The following is an 18,221-nucleotide window of genomic DNA, read 5'->3' as shown; positions in this document are numbered from 1 at the left end:
CTTTGCGCTTGCGCAAGGCCGCCCCCTTCCCACCCACGTATATTTTTTTCTTGCGGAAATTGCATTCCGTAATGGAGGACCTGCCTCGTCCGTCGCCGGTCCGCTCCGCCGTGCCTGCGGGAATCGCGATGCCGAACTTCGAGCGCTCCAGCCTGAACCAGAAGCTGACCATCATCTCGCTGCTCTCGACCGCGACGGCGCTGCTGTTCGTGTTCGTCGCCTTCGCCGTGACCTCGGTGCTGAACCACCGCAAGGACGAGGCCATGCAACTGGCCTCGTTCGCGCGCGTGATCGGCGCTGCCAGCGCCGGCTCGCTGCTGCTGGTCGACCGCGGCCAGGCGAACACCACCCTGGCCGCGCTCGAGGGCCAGCGCGGCATCTCGGCCGCCACCCTGTACGACCGCCTCGGCCGGCCGCTGGCGCAGCACCGCGCTCCCGGGCGCAGCGAAGCCGGGCTGGAACCGCTCGACGCGGTCGACGCCGCCACGCTGCTTGACGCGAACCGGCGCGGCCAGTCGCTGCTGTCGCGCCACATGCGGGTGTTCCGCCAGGTCGACCACGGCGCGCTGCCGGTCGGGGTGGTGATGCTCGAAGCCGACCTGCTGCCCATGTGGCTCGACATCCTCGCCAGCCTGGGCGTGATCGGCCTGGCGATGGGCGCCTCGCTGCCGGTCTCGCTGGTGCTGGTGGGCCGCTTCAAGCACAGCGTCGCCGAACCGATCACGAAGCTGATCCATGCGGCGCAGAAGGTCTCGGCCAGCCAGAACTACGGCCTGCGCGTGAGCCACGGGCGCAGCGACGAACTGGGCCTGCTGATCGACAGCTTCAACACCATGCTGGCCCAGATCGAGGACCGCGGCGCGGCCCTGCTGCACCACCGCGACGAGCTGGAACGCCAGGTCGGGGTGCGCACCGAGCAGCTGGAAAAGGCCAAGAACGCCGCCGAGGCCGCGAGCCGGGCCAAGAGCGGCTTCCTGGCGACCATGAGCCACGAGATCCGCACGCCCATGAACGGGGTGCTGGGCATGACCGAGATGCTGCTGGCCACCGGCCTCACCGAGGCCCAGCGCAACTACACCACCCTGGTCAAGCGCTCGGGCGAGCACCTGCTGGTGATCATCAACGACATCCTCGACTTCTCGAAGATCGAGGCCGGCAAGCTGGCCATCGAGTACATCAACTTCAACCTGTGGGACCTGCTCGACGACATCCACAACGTCTACACCCCGCAGGCCGCCGGAAAAGGCATCGGCTTCGATTTCGACATCGCCAACGACATCCCGGTGGCGATCTGCGGCGACCCGAACCGGCTGCGCCAGATCATGGCCAACCTGCTCGGCAACGCGATCAAGTTCACCGACCAGGGCCGGATCATGGCGCGGGTGCGGGTGGCCGGCGAGGACGCGCAGAAGGTGGAGCTGCGCTTCGAGGTGCACGACACCGGCATCGGCATCTCGCGCGAGGCGCGCGCCCGCATCTTCGACGCGTTCTCGCAGGCCGACGACTCGACCACCCGCAAGTACGGCGGCACCGGCCTGGGCCTGGCGATCTCGAAGCAGCTGGTGGAGCTGATGGGCGGCACGATCGGAGTCGACAACGCCGCCACCCGCGGCTCGGTGTTCTGGTTCACGGTCAGCTTCGACAAGCGCCGGGTCGATCCGGACGCCCCCGGCCACCGCCAGCACACGCTGGAGGGCCTGCGGGTGCTGGTGGTCGACGAGCAGGACGCGAGCCGGCTCGAGCTCACCCAGCAGCTGGAAGCCTGGCGCGCATCCTGCGACGGCGCGGCCAGCGCCGCCGCGGCCTACGAGCGCCTGATGCAGGCGGCGCGCGCCGGCCGCCCCTACGATGCGGCGCTGCTGGACATGGAACTGAGCCGCACCAGCGGCCTGGCGCTGGCGGCCTCGATCCGCGCCGAGCCGGCGGCGCGTGCCACCCACCTGGTGCTACTCAGCCCCGAGCGGCTGGCGGCCGACCCGGTGCAGCGGCGCGAAGCCGGGGTCGCCTACCAGCTGGTCAAGCCGGCGCGCGCTGCCGACCTGTACGCCTGCATGGCGGCGCGCGCGGCGCGCCTGCACGGCGCCGCGACCCAGGCCGCGCCGCTGCCTGCCGAGCGGCCGGCGGCCTGCGTCACCGTCACGCCGCGTCCCGCCAGCGGGCGGCGCGCGCGGCGCGTGCTGCTGGCCGAGGACAATCCGGTGAACGTGGAGGTGGCCAGGGCGATGCTCGAGAGCCTGGGCCTGGAGGCGCACTGCGCGCGCAACGGCAGGGAAGCCCTGGACGCGGTGCAGGGCGGCGCCTGGGACGCGGTGCTGATGGATTGCCAGATGCCGGTCATGGACGGCTTCGCCGCCACCTCCGCGATCCGCCGCCACGAGCGCGAGGCCGGCCGCGCGCGCACCCTGCCCGTCATCGCCATCACCGCCAACGCGCTGCAGGGCGACCGCGAAGCCTGCCTCGCGGCCGGCATGGACGACTACCTGTCCAAGCCCTTCACCCAGCAGCAGCTGGCGGCCGTGATCGGGCGCTGGGTGGCCCTGCCGCTCACGGCCCAGCGCCACCACCTCGACCCGCCGCAGCCGGTGCGCGCCGCATCACCTGCGCCGCCGCCCGCGCCGCCGCGCCAGGAGCCGCCGGCGCAAGCCAGCCGGGACGCGGTCAGCCCGGCCGCGCTGGAGAATATCCGCGCCCTCGGCCGCGACGGCGGCGACGCGCTGGTGCAGAAGGTGGTGTCGGCCTACATGCGCGAGACCCCGCGCCACCTGGCGGCGCTGCGCGAGGCGCTGGCGGTCCTGGATGCCGAAGCGATCCGGCGCATCGCCCACAGCCTCAAGTCGGCCAGCGCCAACATCGGCGCGGGACGGCTGGCGGCGCTGTGCCGCGACCTCGAACAGCTCGGGCGTGCCGGCAGCGTCGACGGCGCCGCGCCGCTTCTCGCCGACCTGGAACGGGAATTTCCGTCGGTCAGACTATCGCTCCACGCCCTGCTAGAAAAGGAAACCTGATGCCAGCCTCATCGCAAACCCAGCGCGGAACGGTCCTGGTGGCGGACGACGATCCGGTGATGCGTCTCCTGATGCTCGAGATGCTGGCCCAGGTCGGGCTCGACGCCATCGAGGCCACCGACGGCCTCGACGCGGTCGAGCTGGCGCACAGCCGCAAGCCCGACCTGATCCTGATGGACGTCGACATGCCGCGCATGGACGGTTTCGCCGCCTGCGCCGCGATCCGCCGCGCCGAGCGCGACGGCGCCAGCGTGCCGGTCGTGATGGTCACCGGGGGCGACGACCTGGAGGCGGTGACCCATGCCTACGAGGCCGGCGCGACCGACTTCGTGTCCAAGCCGATCAACTGGCCGATCCTGGGTCATCGCGTGCTCTACGTGCTGCGCGCCAGCGACGCCATCGCCCGCCTGCGCATCGCCGACGCCCACAACCGCGCGGTGCTGGCGGCCATTCCCGACACCTTCTTCCGCCTCGACGCGGACGGTTTCTACCTCGACTACGAGCCGGGCCACGAGAGGCCCGGGCAGGAGCGCAGCGGCGGCGGACACCCTGCCCAGCCGGCGCCCGGCGAGCAGCGCTTCGTCGGCCGCCACATCGGCGACGTGCTGCCAGCGGACATCGCGCAGCGGGTGATGGAACAGATGAAGACCGTGCTCGCCACCCAGCAGGTGCGCTCGGTCGAATACGAACTGCTGGACTGCGGCGTGGTCCAGCATGTCGAGGCGCGCCTGGTGGCCACCAGCCCGTCGCAGGTGCTGGGCCTGGTGCGCGACATCAGCGAGCGCAAGCGCGCCGAGGAACAGATCCGGCGCCTGGCCTACTGCGACGGCCTGACCGGCATCCCGAACCGCCAGGCCTTCCTGGAGACCCTGGAGCGCGAGCTGCAGCGCTCCAAGGTCGGCAACAAGAAGTTCGCGGTGCTGTTCATGGACCTGGACGCCTTCAAGCGCATCAACGACACGCTCGGCCACAATGCCGGCGACCAGCTGCTGAAGATGGTCTCGGACCGGCTGCGCGAGACCACGCGCCCGAGCGACCTGGTGTCGCGCGGCGACAATGCCAGCAACCTCGCGCGCCTGGGCGGCGACGAATTCACGATCCTGATTCCCGACCTGGAACGGGTCGAGCATGCGCTCAATGTCGCGCACCGGGTCAAGGAAGCGATGCGGCGCCCCTTCCTCATCGAGGGCAACGAGATCTTTGTGACGGCCAGCATCGGCATCTCGCTGTTCCCCGAGGATGGCGACGACTGCGGTTCGCTGCTCAAGTACGCCGACACCGCGATGTACCACGCCAAGAACTGCGGCAAGAACAACGCCAAGCTGTACAGCTCCTCGCTGACCATGCAGATCATGAGCCACGTGAAGCTCGAGGTGGGTTTGCGCAAGGCGCTCCAGAACGACGAGCTGTACCTGCTGTACCAGCCGCAGCGCGACGTGCGTTCGTCCGAGATCGTCGGGGTCGAGGCGCTGGTGCGCTGGCGCCATCCCGAGCGCGGCCTGGTGCCGCCGACCGAGTTCATCCCGCTGGCCGAGGAGACCGGCCTGATCGTCCCGATCGGCGAATGGGTGCTGCGCACCGCCTGCCGCCAGGCGCGCGCCTGGCAGCGCCTGACCCGGCGCACCCTGCGCATGGCGGTCAACCTGTCGGCCAAGCAGTTCAAGGACGAGAACCTGTCGCAGATCGTGCTGTCGGCGCTGCACGACACGGGGCTCGATCCGCGCCTGCTGGAGCTGGAACTGACCGAAGGCACCCTGATGGACGACGCCCGCGCCACCCTGGTCACGCTGGAGCAGCTGCGCGGCATCGGCGTGTACCTGTCGATCGACGACTTCGGCACCGGCTATTCGTCGATGAACTACCTGAAGCGCTTCGACGTGCGCGCGCTGAAGATCGACCGCAGCTTCATCTGCGGCCTGCCCCAGGATTCCGAGAACGCGGCCATCACGCGCGCCATCATCGCGATGGCGCACGGACTGAAGATGGTGGTGGTGGCGGAAGGGGTGGAGACCGGGGAGCAGCTGCTGCTGCTCGAGGAGTATGGCTGCGATATGGTGCAGGGCTACTACCTGGGGCATCCGTCGAGTGCGGAGGCGATTACCGACATGCTGGGGAGCATACGACTTGCCCTGCCGTAGGGCGGGCGGGTGCCCCGCCCACGCGGTGATAGCTACAGGCGGGATTATCGTGCCCGATAGCGGAACCGTTAACGATCACCGCGTGGACGGCGCAAGCCGTCCACCCTACGGGACGAAGCGCAAGGTATGCCGCGCCGCCCCCGGCAACAGCGGCACCGCCCTGCCCTCCGCCCACTCCGCATGCCCGGCCAGGAAGAACGGCGACAGCGGATGCCCGCTCTGCCCGCCCGGCATGTTGAACAGCCCTTCCTCCTCCCGGCCCGGCGACACCACCAGCCGCTCCGACTGGCCGAACTTCGGGCCGGCCACGCGCGGCATGTGGGCGTCGCCCGCCAGCCGGTCTTCCGGCGCGGCCAGCAGCACGCGCAATGCCGGCGCCGCCATGCTGATCGGATGCGCGATGTTCGCCCTGTTGCGCTCGCCCCAGGAGGCCTGGGCCAGGGTCTTGCCGTCCGCCGTCAGCGCCCCGATCACGCGGTCGATCGCGGCCAGTTGCAGCGCGCGCCAGCTGGCGTGGCCGGCCGGCAGCCAGCCCTGCGGCTCCTCGTCGAGCAGGCGCGCGACCACCAGCGGCCAGCGGGTGCCGGCGAGCGCCGCCGTCGCCTTCGGGTCGAGTTCCCTGAGCGCCGCGTCGGCGCGCCCGTACAGCAGCTCGTGCAGCGCCCACATGGCGTCGCGCGCCAGCCGGTAGCCCACCGAGCCGACGCTGGCCCGGCCGTCCCAGCTGGATTCCAGCAGGCGCCGGAACTCGGCGCGCTGCGGATGGCCGGCCAGCGCGCCGGCATCCAGCACCGCCAGCGCGCGCCGGCGCCAGTCGGCGATGAACAGCGCGCGGTCGTCGAGCGCCGCGCCGAAGGCCCGGGGCACGTCCATCTTGTCACCGAGCGCGCCCAGCGCCTCGCCCAGCTGGTGGTTGCGCGCGCCGAGGTCGAAGCCGCCGTCGCCGATCCGGGTCGCGCCCTCGCCCAGCAGCTGGCGGCTGTTGGCGGTGGTGATCTGGCCGGTGAGCGGGTTCAGCACGCGCGGATAGTCCTGCGGCGCCAGCAGCCCGCTCCAGGTCGCGGCCGCGCCGTCCAGCGCGATCGGGAAGGTGGCGGCCGGCGGCGCCATGGTGCGCCGCGGCAGCACCCCGGCGATGGTCCAGCCGATGTTGCCGCTCGCATCGCCCGCGACGAAGTTCTGCGCCGGGATGCCGTCGCCGGCCGCGATCGCCAGCGCCGCGTCGACGCTGGCCGCCTGCTCCAGCCTGACGTGGTGCATGTTCAGGGCCGCCGGATCGTGGGCGATCCAGTGCACGGCGTACTCGCGCCCCTTGACGGCGCGGATCGGTCCGAGCGAGGTCTCGCGCACCACCATGCGTTCCGGCGGCGCGCCCTTCACCGCGATCGTCTCGACATGGCTGGCCGGGGTCTCCCAGCCGCCAGGCGTGCGCACCTGTCCCGGACGCGCGGGATCGCGGCCGAGTTCGACCAGGTCGAGCAGGTCGGCATAGCTGTTGGTGAAGCCCCAGGCCACCTGGCCGTTGCTGCCGACGATGAGCGAGGGCGGCGTGCCCGGCAGGGTGACGCCGACCAGGCGCCGCTGGCCGCCGCGCGGATCCGGGAAACGCAGCGCCAGGCGGTACCAGGTATTCGGCAGCTGCAGGCCCAGGTGCATGTCGTCGGCCACGATCGCCGCGCCGGTGCTGCTGCGGCTGCCGGCCACCGCATAGTTGTTGCTGCCGACCGCATCGGTGACATCGGCCCCGGCCAGCGTCGCCGGGGTGACCGGCGCTGCGCCCCACCAGCCGGGTGCGCGCGCCGGAATCGGGGCCGGCGGCGGCGCCGCGCCGCCGTCGAGCGCCAGGTCGAAGCGGCTCGCATCCGGCAGCAGGAAGGCCAGCTGGGCGGCGTCGCTGTGCTCGCGCATCCAGCCGCGCGCCAGCTCGCGCGGCGCGATGTTGCTCTGCAGGTCGAGGTACATCGCCCACACCACCAGCAGCGAATCCTGCGCCGTCCAGGGACGCGGCGTGCTGCCGGCCAGCGCGTATTCGAAGGGATGCGCGCGCAGCGCTTCGATACCGTCGTTGACGCCGCTCACGTAGCGGTCCAGGAACGCGCGTTCCGACGCGTCCAGCCGCCCGATGGCGGCCTCGGCGCGGGCGCGGAAGCGGTGCAGGCGGTGCGCGCGATCGAGCGGCGCGGCCTTGGGACCGAACAGTTCGGCCAGTTCGCCGGCCGCGGTGCGGCGCAGCAGGTCCATCTGGAAGAAGCGGTCCTGGGCATGGACGAACCCGGTCGCATAGGCGAGGTCCAGCCGGTGCGCGCCGCTGATCGAGGGCACCCCGGCGGCGTCGCGCGTCACCGTCACCTCGCCTGCGATGCCGGGAGTGCGCCGCTCGCCGTCGAGCTGGGCCAGGCTGGCGCGCAGGTACAGCCAGGCCGCCAGCAGCGCCAGCACGGCCAGCGCCAGCACGGCCCCGAGCCCGCGCAGGGTCCAGCTCTTCCATCCACGCTTGCGCATGTCTCCTCCATGTTTTCAGGGGGCCTATCTTGCCAGAAAAATGCCAGCAAATTGCCAGAAATCTCTTCTGCCGGCGAAGGACCCGCGGCAGCGTTGGCGCACGATTGACGCCCGGCGGATGTGGCGCCGCTTGGAGGTCTATACTGAATCAGCGCCGTGATATGGCGCAATTGGAGGAGCCATGCGACTTCCTTACTTGACGGCCGCCCTGGCGGGCCTGGCCATGTCCCTCGCGGGGTGCACCACCACGCAGGACCGCGCCGCGCGCGCGCAGGCCGATATGGCCAAGATGATCACCATCTACGGCCCGGCCTGTGTGCAGCTCGGCTATGCCGACAAGACCGACCAGTGGCGTCAATGCGTGCTCCAGCTCAGCACACGCGAAGAAATGGAGCGTGCCAGCGCGAGTGCATCGTACTACTCGGGCTGGGGACCGGGCTACTGGCGCGGACGCGGCTACTGGGGACCCTACTGGTGAACCGGCCCTGAGCGGCGCCAATCACGCCTGCACGGCGTGAAGGCGTGAAGGCGACGACAGGCCCGCCCCGGCACATCCCATCGATACCGCCCGACGGTATCCGGCCGGGTGCGGCCTGCAAAAAGCCAATGCAGATCGGTACGCCCGGCCTGGGCGCGGCCATGCTGCCGGTGGCAAGCGCCTCCTCGTTCCGCTGTTCGCGGCGCGCTACCGCCAGGGCATGCGCCAGTCGCGCAAGGCCTGGGCGCCGCCGGCCGCGGGCCTGGCGCCGGCCGGTACGGCCAGCTGCAGGCGCTGCGCGAAGCCCGCCTTGGTCAGCGGGGCGCGCGTGCCCAGCAGTTGCCGGACCAGGTGTTGCGCATGCCGGACCAGGTGGGGATGGCGCAGGTCGGGCGGATGCAGGCCCAGGCGCACGAGCGGCGCGCGCGCCAGCCCGGCCGCGAGCAGGCTGGCCGTCGGTGGCGACAGCAGCCGTCCGCTGCGGTTGCGCGCCGCGTACACCAGCGCCGGCGAGAACGGCGACAGGCAGGCGACGCCGCCGGCGAGCAGGTGGAAGCGCGTATAGGTGGTGGTGTACTCGAAGCGGAAGCCGCGCAGCGCCTCCCAGGCGCCCTCGCCCAGCAGCCAGGCCGGCGCGATGAAGCCGCTGACGGGCCAGCCGCGCTCCGCGAACCAGGCCAGCCCGAGGCGGATGCGGCGCGCCGCTTCCTCCGCCGGCAGCGCCGCGAATTCCCCTTCGCGGCTGTAGACGCCGCGCAGGAAGCCGTCGCGCCACCCCAGGCCGTGCGGACCGCTGTCGAGATGGGTGTAGCCATGCAGGGCCAGTTCGTCGCCGCGCGCCAGCGCCGCCGCGAGTCCGGCGTCCATGCGCGCCGCGTCCCCGCCTGCGCGGTGGTAGGCCGGCACCACCAGCCAGGTCAGCGGGATGTCGGCCACGGCGCGGATCGCCTCGGCCAGGCGTGCGCACTCGTCCCACGTGGCTGGCGCCACGTCGTGGATCGAGACGCACAGCGTCCGCTCAGTCGGTAACACAGACGCGTTCCAGGGCCAGCTGGGCCGCCTGGCGGCCGGCCAGCAGGCGGCTGTAGCGGCGCATGATCTGCGGGAAGATCCGTTCCCAGTCGAAGTATTCGCGCGCCTTGTGGCGCGCATGGCGGCCGGCCTCGGCCAGGTCGCGCCGATAGACCGCTTCGATCGCGCCGGCCAGGCTGCGCGCGCAGTTCGGCTGCGCCAGGATGCCGGTGCGCTCGTCGACCAGCTCGGCCACGCCGCCGCCGCTGGTCGCCACCACCGGCAGGCCGCAGGCCATGGCTTCGAGGACGATCAGGCCAAAGGTCTCGCAGTCGCCCGGATGGACCAGCACGTCGCACCCGGCCAGCAGGCGCGCCAGGTCGCGCTGGTTGCGCTGGAACGGCAGCACGCTGATCGCGGGATGCGGCGGCGGCGGCTCCTCGCCCGCCCCCACCATGAGCAGGTGGTAGGGCCGGCCCAGCCTGCCCACCGCCTCGGCCAGCACGGACAGCTTCTTGTCCGGCGTGAAGCGGCCCGCATACACCAGCAGGCGGGCGTCCGGCGCCAGGCCGAGCTCGGCGCGCAGGTCGCCACGGCGCCGCCCGGGATGGAACACCTCGCTGTCGATGCCCAGCGGCTGGTGCAGCGCGCCCTGCACGCCCATCGCGGCCAGCTGGTCGACCATCAGCCGGCTGGGGGCCAGCACCAGGTCGAATTCGCGGTACAGGTGGCACAGGTACTTGCACACGGCCTGGGCGGCGGCGTGGCCGAAGCGGTTCTGCACCAGGCGCGGCAGGTCGGAATGGTAGAAGGCGACGGCCGGTATGCCGAGCCGGTCGCGCGCCCGCAGGGCGGCCCAGGCGCTGTGGCCGGCGTCGCCGACTTCGATCAGGTCGGGTTCGGCGGCGCGCAGGCGGCGCGCGATGGCGCCGACCGAGAACGGCATGCGGTAGCCATTGATGCCGGGCAGCGGCACGCCGGGAACGCGCACCAGCGAGGGGATCTCGCCGCCGTCATCGACATTCGGGCTCATGATGGTATGCCGCAGCACGCTGTGGCGCGCCAGCCACTGCGACTTGGCATTCAGGTAGGTGCTGACGCCTCCGCCTTCGGCGGCATAGAACATCGTGATATCGACGAGGTGCATGTCTGGTCCGCTGAAAGTGCCCACGATAACAGCGACAAGCCGACGCTCCGTGCACGCACGGACGCCGGCGCCGACAGCGCTACCGGGACGTCACCGGGACCATTATGCGCTACGGCGATCGAGCATGGCGCGCGCAATCGTGCCGGCATCGACATATTCGAGCTCGCCGCCGACGGGCACGCCGCGCGCCAGCCGGCTGACTTTCAGCCCGCGCGCCTTCAGCATTTCACTGATGTAATGGGCGGTGGCTTCGCCCTCGTTGGTGAAGTTGGTGGCCAGCACCACCTCCTGGACCACGCCATCGGCAGCGCGCGCCACCAGCTTGTCCAGGTGCAAGTCCTTGGGGCCGATGCCGTCGAGCGGCGACAGCCGCCCCATCAGCACGAAATACAGGCCGCGCCAGGTCAGGGTCTGCTCGATCATCATCTGGTCGGCCGGGGTTTCGACGATGCACAGCAGTGCGCGGTCGCGCTGCTCGTCGGCGCACAGGTCGCATACCTCGGTGTCGGAGAAGGTGTTGCACATGGCGCAGTGGTGCACCGTGTCGACCGCCTGGTAGAGCGCGCGCGACAGCTGCGCGGCGCCCTCGCGGTCATGCTGCAGCAAATGGAAGGCCATGCGCTGCGCCGACTTCGGGCCAACGCCCGGCAGGCGCCGCAAGGCTTCAGTGAGGAATTCGAGCGACTTGGACATGTGAGATGCCCGCCCGGCATGGCCGAGCGGGCAGGATCCCTTAGAACGGCATCTTGAAGCCGGGCGGCAGCGGCATGCCGGCGGTCAGGCCGCTCATCTTCTCGGCGGCGGTGGCCTCGGCCTTGCGCACGGCGTCGTTGAACGCGGCGGCGACCAGGTCTTCCAGCATGTCGCGGTCATCGGCCAGCAGCGAAGGGTCGATGGTGACGCGCTTGACGTCGTTCTTGCAGGTCATCACGACCTTGACGAGGCCGGCGCCCGACTGGCCCTCGACTTCGATCAGAGCCAGCTGCTCCTGCGCCTTCTTCATGTTGTCCTGCATGGCTTGCGCCTGTTTCATCAAGCCTGCGAGCTGGTTTTTCATCATGGTGCTATCTCCAATAAATCGGGATGGGTTGAACGGTTCAGGCGACCGGGGGCTTCACCGAGCCCGGCACGATGAACGCGCCGAAGCCGCGTTCCATCTCCTGTACGAAGGGGTCGGCGGCCACGGTCGCCTCGGTCTGGCGCTGGAGTTCCTCGCGCGCCGCCTTCTGCTCGGCGCCGGCGGTGTACCACACGGGGCCGATCTCGGTGTCGACGGTGACGCGCAGGTCCGGGAAGCGCTCCTGCAGGGCCGCGGCCAGCTTCTCGCTGTTGCCGCTGGCGCGCAGGGTGTCGACCGGCACGCGCAGGCGGAAGGTGACGGCGCGCTCCGCCGCGATGCAATTGATCAGCTCGGTCTGCAGGGCCAGCTGCTGGGCCACGCCACGCAGCGCCAGGCCGCCGGCCAGGGCCGGCCAGTTGCCGTCCCAGCCGATCTCGGGTACCGGGGTGACGACATAGGCATGCGGCGGCGCGGCGGACGCGCGCACCGGCGGCGGCGCGACCACGGCCTGGGCCTCGGCGGCGACCGCGGTGTCGTCGGAAAATTCGGTGACCCAGGATGGCGGCTCGTCCTCGGCCGGCGCCTCGCGGCCGCGCATCGCCGGCTGCGGCTGGGCCATGGCCTTGGGCTGGGACTGTTCCCAGGGCGGGGCCGCGGCCGGTGCACCTGCCTGCGGCCGCGCTGCGGCTTCGCGCGCGGGCGCCGCCGAGGCAGCCGCGGCGCCGGCCGATGGCGCGGACGGCAGCGCGGCGCCCGGGCCCGGGGCTGCCGGCGGCGCGGGCTGGGCCGGCGCCGGCGCCGGGGCTGCAGCGGGAGCGGCTTCCGGACGCCTTGCGCCGCCCGAGCGGCCCGAGGCGGCACGCGCCGCTTCGAGCGCGGCATTGATGGCGGCGCGCGCCGAGTTCATCGCCGGAGCGGGACTGGCGGCGGCCGGCGGCGCGGGCCTGCCGGCTGGCGGCGCGGAAGGCGCGGCGGGCGGCGGCGCTGCCAGGCGCGGGGCCACGGCGGCATGGCTGACGGCGGCCGCGGCGGCGGCGCGTGCGGGCGCCGTCGCCGGCGCAGCACTTACCGCCGGCGCCTCGGCGCCGCCCTGGCCGGGGCGAAAGGCCAGCATGCGCAGCAGGGTCATGGTGAAGCCGGCGTATTCGTCGGGCGCCAGGCCGATCTCGTTGCGGCCGTGGACCGCGATCTGGTAATACAGCTGCACTTCCTGCGGCTCGAAGGCCTGGGCCAGGCGCAGGATGTCGGCCAGCTCGGGCAGGTCCTGCGGCACCGCCGACGGCACCGTCTGCGCCAGCGCGATGCGGTGCAGCAGGGTGCCGAGGTCTTGCAGCGCGCCGTTGTACGACAGGCTGCGGCTGGCCATTTCATCGGCCACCGCCATCAGGTCGGCGCCGTCCTGCGCCACCAGCGCGTCGAGCAGGCGCACCAGGTAGCTCTGGTCGAGCGCGCCCAGCATGCCCTGCACCGCATCCAGCGTGACCTGGCCGGCGGCATAGGCGATCGCCTGGTCGGTGAGGGACAGCGCGTCGCGCATCGAACCATGGGCGCCCTGCGCCAGCAGGCGCAGCGCCGGCTGCTCGAACGTGACGCCTTCCTGGCCCAGGATGTTCTCCAGGTGGCCGACGATATGCCCCGGCGGCATCTGCTTGAGGTTGAACTGCAGGCAGCGCGACAGCACCGTGACCGGGATCTTTTGCGGGTCGGTGGTCGCGAGGATGAACTTGACGTGCGGCGGCGGTTCCTCGAGCGTCTTGAGCATCGCGTTGAACGCGTGGTTGGTCAGCATGTGCACCTCGTCGATCATGTAGACCTTGAAGCGCGCATTGCTCGGCGCATACACCGCCTGCTCGAGCAGCTGGGCCATCTCGTCGACGCCGCGGTTGGACGCCGCATCCATCTCGATATAGTCGACGAAGCGGCCGGCGTCGATCGCGCGGCAGGCTTCGCAGGCGCCGCAGGGCTCGGCCGTGATGTCGCCCTGCCCGTCGGTTCCGGTGCAGTTGAGCGACTTGGCCAGGATGCGCGACAGCGTGGTCTTGCCGACCCCGCGCGTGCCCGTGAACAGGTAGGCGTGGTGCAGGCGGCCCGTCCGCAACGCGTGGCTCAGTGCACGGACCACGTGCTCCTGGCCGACCAGCGTTTCGAAATTCTTGGGGCGGTATTTGCGGGCGAGGACTTGATAGGACATGTCGAGATTTTACCGCAGTTGTGCGTTGCCGCGAACAATTGCGACCGTGCCCGGCGGCAATCACGCCGCGCAGGCGGGTGCGGCATGGACGCGTGATGGCCTTCGCGGGCGCAACAAGGGCCGGCAATGAAGAAGGAACGAAGGTGGGAGCGACAACGGGAGGGAAGATAAGAGGCGAGCCTGATCTGCGGCACTTGCGGTGAACGGCTTTGGCTGCTTCGTTCCCGACCTGACCAGGTAAACCATGCCACAATGCGCAGGGGCCCGCCAGCAGCCATTATACCTCACGGCACGGCTTTTGGAAAACGGCCGGAAAATTCCGGCCGCTAACTCGTTTAGATCCCCAGTTGCTGCCAGATCGCGTCGACCTTTTCCTTGACCCTGGGGTCCATCACGATCGGGGTGCCCCACTCGCGATTGGTCTCGCCCGGCCACTTGTTGGTGGCGTCGATGCCCATCTTGCTGCCCAGTCCGCTGATCGGCGACGCGAAGTCGAGGTAGTCGATCGGCGTGTTGTCGACCATGACGGTGTCGCGGGCCGGGTCGACCCGGGTCGTGATCGCCCAGATCACTTCCTTCCAGTCGCGCACGTCGACGTCCTCGTCCACCACCACGATGAACTTGGTATACATGAACTGGCGCAGGAAGCTCCAGACCCCGAACATCACGCGCTTGGCGTGGCCCGCGTACTGCTTGCGCATCTGCACCACCGCCATGCGGTAGCTGCAGCCTTCGGGCGGCAGGTAGAAGTCGGTGATCTCGCTGAACTGCTTCTGCAGCAGCGGGATGAACACCTCGTTCAGCGCCACGCCCAGCACCGCCGGCTCGTCGGGCGGCTTGCCGGTGTAGGTGGAGTGATAGATGGGATCGCGGCGCATGGTGATGCGGTCGATGGTGAACACCGGGAAGCTGTCCTGTTCGTTGTAATAGCCGGTGTGGTCGCCGTACGGGCCTTCGAGCGCGTGCTCGAAGCCGGACGGGTGGTTCGGATCCGGGTAGATATGCCCTTCCAGCACGATCTCGGCGGAGGCCGGCACGCGCAGCTCGCTGCCGATCGCCTTCACCAGGGTCGTGCGGCTGCCGCGCAGCAGGCCGGCGAACTGGTATTCGGACAGGCTGTCGGGAACCGGCGTGACGGCGCCGAGGATGGTGGCCGGGTCGGCGCCCAGGGCCACCGCGATCGGATACGGCTTGCCGGGGTGGGCCAGCGCGTGCTCGCGGAAATCGAGCGCGCCGCCGCGGTGCGCCAGCCAGCGCATGATGACCTTGTTCGGCCCCAGCACCTGCTGGCGGTAGATGCCCAGGTTCTGGCGTTTCTTGTTCGGACCCTTGGTGATCACCAGGCCCCAGGTGATCAGGGGTGCGACGTCGCCCGGCCAGCAGTGCTGGATCGGCAGCCGTCCCAGGTCGACGTCCTGCCCTTCCCACACGATTTCCTGGCAGGGTGCGCCGCGTACTTCCTTCGGCGCCATGTCCCAGACCGCCTTCACGAGCGAGCCCAGGCCCATGATGTCCTTGAAGCCCTTGGGCGGTTCAGGCTCCTTCAGGCGCGCCAGCACGTGGCCGATGCGGCGCAGCTCGCCGACATCGTCGGCGCCCATGCCCAGCGCCACCCGGCGCGGGGTGCCGAACAGGTTGCCCAGCACCGGGATCGTGTGGCCGCCGGGTCGGGTAAACAGCAAGGCCGGACCGCCGGCGCGCAGGGTACGGTCGCACACTTCGGTCATCTCGAGGTGCGGCGATACCGGGATGTCGACCCGCTTGAGCTCGCCCATGGCATCCAGTTGGGTCATGAAATCCCGTAAATCTGTATATTTCATCAACTTTTTTTCGTTTTCTCGACTATAGAAGCTTAGTGAAGAGTCTGCTCCAACTAACTGATTTTGAAAGAATTTTTTTCAACGCCACTGGAAAGTCAGACCTAAAAGTAATAAAGAATCAAGGTGCTAGGGTTGACTTGATATAAAAGTCGCCCCTACAATCCGTCTTACTTGATGAGGCAAGCAGGATCGTTTTGACATGATTTTAGCCTGTTCTCATGCATTCACGGGGTCGGGGCCCCACATGACATTTTGAGGAGTGTTTTCATTGGGCGTCTGCCCAGATCCCCGAGACAGTTGTTGAGCTACTGGTTTCTCTGCCCGCCATGGGTTAGCAGTCCAGCTGAAGCAAGGCAATGACGGCGTTATTCGCCCCGCGGCGATAGACGATTTTTCTGATGCACGGCAAATGCACACCCTAACGTAGCGCTCGCGCGCCGCGACAGGATCGTTTTTGCCGCGACAAAGGGGAATACGATGATGCATCGTTTCACCACGAGCGCAAGGCTCGTGCAATCCAAGGCCGGCCAGCCTGTCACGGTGTCTTCCGTGACGAAAGCGGTACGCGGTTTATTGACGACCGCACGATATACGCTGACCATGTTCGGTCTTTCGGCAATCGCGATGCTCGCAGTGCTGTATACCAATGAGGATGTCGCCAAGCGCGTCTCCCAATTGCTGCATCCGCAGCAACCCACCATCGTGGTGACCGCGCCTGCTGCGCCGGCCCCGGTGGCAACCACCGAGGCCGTGGCCGAGGAAACGACCCATGCGGCGTCCCATCCGGCGCTGGCCAACACCAAGCAGCAGCAATGGGTCACCGACTGGCTGTCGAAGCGCTACCGCGTCGCCAGCGACGCCGCCAACATGCTGGTCTCGACCGCCTACATGACGGCGCACGAGGTCAAGCTCGATCCGCTGCTGATCCTGGCGGTGATGGCGATCGAATCCGGCCTGAACCCGTTCGCGGAAAGCCCGGTGGGCGCCAAGGGCCTGATGCAGGTGATGGCCAAGGTCCATCACGACAAGTTCGCCGAAGTGGGCGGCCAGCAGGCGGCGCTGAACCCGGTCGCCAACATCCGTGTCGGCGCCCTGATCCTGAAGGATTACGTGAAGCGCACCGGCTCGGTCGAGGGCGGCCTGAAGACCTATGTGGGCGCGGCCGACCTGGAAACCGATTCCGGCTACGGCTCGAAGGTACTGGCCGAATACCGCCGCCTGAAGCAGGTGGCCAAGGGTCACAAGGTGCCGACCGTGACCAGGTCGGTGCCGACCCAGACCGTCGTCAGCAAGCCGGCCGAGGCGCCGCCCGCGAAGCCGACCGTGGCGACCGCGGAAGGCGGCCAGGCGGCGGAAACGCTGGCAGGGCTGTAATACGCAAAGCACTCCTCGCGTGCCACCGAAGACGGTGGCTTTTTTTTGGGCGCCCGCTTGAGGGCACAGGCCGGAAAGGACGCTTCGCGTCCGCCGCTGCAGCACATCCCCGCGCCATCTATATATATATATATAGAGCAAACGCATTCAGGGTCAGGTCTGTCATTCGGACACCGGTCGTACACCTTTACGCTATCTCAACATGCTGGCTTGCTTATCCCAAGAGCAAACGCATTCAGGGTCAGGTCTGTCATTCGGACACCGGCCGTGCACCTTTGCGCTATCTCAACATGCTGGCTTGCTTATCCCAAACCCGTCAATGCTCGGCCCACATTTGTCACCGCGACCGCGCATCACAGACCATGTCGGAACGAGGAAAAAAGTCTCAGCATACTTAAAACCGTGCTGAGATTTCGCAAGGATTGTGCGTCCATGTCCGAATGACAGACCTGACCCCGAACCAAAAAAAAAAGCCACCGGGCTCGCGCGCGGTGGCTTGGTCGGGCGCGAACGCGATCAGCCGCGTCCGCCCGCCGTCACTTCATCCGGACGCAGGGTCGAGGCCAGGCGGTCCAGCACGCCGTTGACGTACTTGTGGCCGTCGATGCCGCCGAAGGACTTGGTCAGCTCGACCGCTTCGTTGATCACGACGCGGTACGGGATTTCCGGGTGGTTCTTCAGCTCGTAGGCGCCCAGCAGCAGCACCGCGTGCTCGATCGGCGACAGCTCGGCCAGGCTGCGGTCGATCAGCGGGGCGATCGATTCGCGCAGCTCGATCGAGGTGCTGATCGTGCCGTTGAGCAGCGCGGAGAAGAACTCGCCGTCGGCCTTCTCGAAACCATGGGCGCTGCGGATGTTGGTGGCGATGCTGCGTGCCGGTTCATTGTTCAGCAGCCATTGATACAGCCCCTGCAGCGCGAACTCGCGCGCGCGGTGGCGCGGCGTGCGATTCTTGCTGGGATTGGCGTGCGTACTCTTGTCAGTCATCTTGTTACCTTCTCTGATTACTCTTCCTCTGCCGACAGCTCTTCGAGCCCGATCAGCAGGTTGGACATCTCGACCGCGACACGCGCCGCGTCGGCGCCCTTCTCGGCCATGCGGACTTCCGCCTGCTCGTCGGTTTCGGTGGTCAGCACGGCGTTCGCGATCGGCATGCCGTAGTCCAGGCCGATGCGGGTGATGCCGGCGCCCGATTCGTTCGAGACCAGTTCGAAATGGTAGGTCTCGCCGCGGATCACCGCGCCCAGCGCGATCAGGGCGTCGAACTGCTGGGTTTCAGCCATCTTCTGCAGCGCCAGCGGGATTTCCAGGGCGCCCGGCACGGTCACGTGCAGGATGTCCTCGTCGGCCACGCCCAGGCGCTTGAGCTCGGCCAGGCAGGACGACAGCAGGCCATGGCCGACGTCGGCGTTGAAACGGGCCTGCACGATCCCGATGCGCAGGCCTTCGCCTGCCAGATTGCTTTCAAAAGTTCCTACCGTCATGGCTGACCTCT

General features: G+C 69.1%; 13 protein-coding genes and 1 other RNA gene. 4 read left to right on the top strand and 10 right to left on the bottom strand.

Features of this window, described 5'->3' with window-relative positions; all coding sequences use genetic code 11:
* Positions 1-71: 71 nt before the first annotated feature.
* Together H162_RS0106560 and H162_RS0106555 are read left to right on the top strand one after the other, a co-directional pair.
* Positions 72-3,005, top strand: coding sequence for a hybrid sensor histidine kinase/response regulator (locus H162_RS0106560; RefSeq protein WP_020652657.1), 2,934 nt, complete (start codon positions 72-74; stop codon positions 3,003-3,005).
* Positions 3,005-5,143: a putative bifunctional diguanylate cyclase/phosphodiesterase gene (locus tag H162_RS0106555; RefSeq protein ID WP_020652656.1), complete on the top strand. Its 2,139-nt coding sequence runs from the start codon at positions 3,005-3,007 to the stop codon at positions 5,141-5,143. The genes H162_RS0106560 and H162_RS0106555 overlap by 1 nt, the downstream gene beginning before the upstream one ends.
* 105 nt (positions 5,144-5,248) lie before the next feature.
* Here the strand turns inward: H162_RS0106555 and H162_RS0106550 are convergent, their stop codons facing one another.
* Positions 5,249-7,645 carry a penicillin acylase family protein gene (locus tag H162_RS0106550; protein WP_020652655.1) on the bottom strand — a complete coding sequence of 799 codons (2,397 nt, stop codon included), beginning with the start codon at positions 7,643-7,645 and terminating at the stop codon, positions 5,249-5,251.
* 181 nt (positions 7,646-7,826) lie between these two features.
* On the opposite strand from H162_RS0106550, the gene H162_RS0106545 reads away from it, so the two are divergent.
* Complete coding sequence (locus H162_RS0106545; RefSeq protein WP_040786658.1) at positions 7,827-8,123, top strand: hypothetical protein; 297 nt, start codon at positions 7,827-7,829, stop codon at positions 8,121-8,123.
* A 207-nt stretch (positions 8,124-8,330) separates the two neighbouring features.
* Here the strand turns inward: H162_RS0106545 and H162_RS30255 are convergent, their stop codons facing one another.
* From H162_RS30255 to ubiD, 7 genes are all read right to left on the bottom strand, one after another.
* Positions 8,331-9,155 carry a DUF2334 domain-containing protein gene (locus tag H162_RS30255; RefSeq protein ID WP_040786657.1) on the bottom strand — a complete coding sequence of 275 codons (825 nt, stop codon included), beginning with the start codon at positions 9,153-9,155 and terminating at the stop codon, positions 8,331-8,333.
* Positions 9,142-10,281 carry a glycosyltransferase gene (locus H162_RS0106535; protein ID WP_020652652.1) on the bottom strand — a complete coding sequence of 380 codons (1,140 nt, stop codon included), beginning with the start codon at positions 10,279-10,281 and terminating at the stop codon, positions 9,142-9,144. Before H162_RS0106535 ends, H162_RS30255 begins: the two co-directional genes overlap by 14 nt.
* 102 nt (positions 10,282-10,383) lie before the next feature.
* Positions 10,384-10,974, bottom strand: coding sequence for a recombination mediator RecR (gene recR, locus H162_RS0106530; RefSeq protein WP_020652651.1), 591 nt, complete (start codon positions 10,972-10,974; stop codon positions 10,384-10,386).
* 40 nt (positions 10,975-11,014) lie between these two features.
* Positions 11,015-11,341, bottom strand: coding sequence for a YbaB/EbfC family nucleoid-associated protein (locus tag H162_RS0106525; RefSeq protein WP_020652650.1), 327 nt, complete (start codon positions 11,339-11,341; stop codon positions 11,015-11,017).
* A gap of 37 nt (positions 11,342-11,378) precedes the next feature.
* A complete protein-coding gene (locus H162_RS0106520; RefSeq protein WP_020652649.1) occupies positions 11,379-13,532 on the bottom strand; it encodes a DNA polymerase III subunit gamma/tau in 2,154 nt (717 codons plus the stop codon).
* A 170-nt stretch (positions 13,533-13,702) separates the two neighbouring features.
* Positions 13,703-13,801, bottom strand: an RNA gene (gene ffs, locus H162_RS33120) — signal recognition particle sRNA small type.
* A gap of 66 nt (positions 13,802-13,867) precedes the next feature.
* A complete protein-coding gene (gene ubiD / locus H162_RS0106515; protein ID WP_026354311.1) occupies positions 13,868-15,352 on the bottom strand; it encodes a 4-hydroxy-3-polyprenylbenzoate decarboxylase in 1,485 nt (494 codons plus the stop codon).
* A 624-nt stretch (positions 15,353-15,976) separates the two neighbouring features.
* Here ubiD and H162_RS0106510 point away from each other — a divergent pair.
* Entirely contained in the window at positions 15,977-16,726 is a 750-nt protein-coding gene (locus H162_RS0106510; RefSeq protein ID WP_020652647.1) for a transglycosylase SLT domain-containing protein, read from the top strand.
* Positions 16,727-17,242: 516 nt separating this feature from the next.
* On the opposite strand, the gene nusB is transcribed toward H162_RS0106510, so the two are convergent.
* Positions 17,243-17,713 (bottom strand): transcription antitermination factor NusB, encoded by a 471-nt coding sequence (gene nusB, locus H162_RS0106505; protein WP_020652646.1) that lies wholly within the window; start codon positions 17,711-17,713, stop codon positions 17,243-17,245.
* 17 nt (positions 17,714-17,730) lie between these two features.
* The gene (ribH, locus tag H162_RS0106500) at positions 17,731-18,210 is read right to left on the bottom strand and encodes a 6,7-dimethyl-8-ribityllumazine synthase (RefSeq protein ID WP_020652645.1); all 480 of its coding nucleotides are present in this window, start codon (positions 18,208-18,210) and stop codon (positions 17,731-17,733) included.
* Positions 18,211-18,221 lie beyond the last annotated feature (11 nt).

This window comes from Massilia niastensis DSM 21313 (assembly GCF_000382345.1).
Classification (GTDB): domain Bacteria; phylum Pseudomonadota; class Gammaproteobacteria; order Burkholderiales; family Burkholderiaceae_D; genus Telluria; species Telluria niastensis.
Note: the sequence above shows the minus strand (reverse complement) of the source record. Positions and strands in the feature narration are given on the sequence as shown.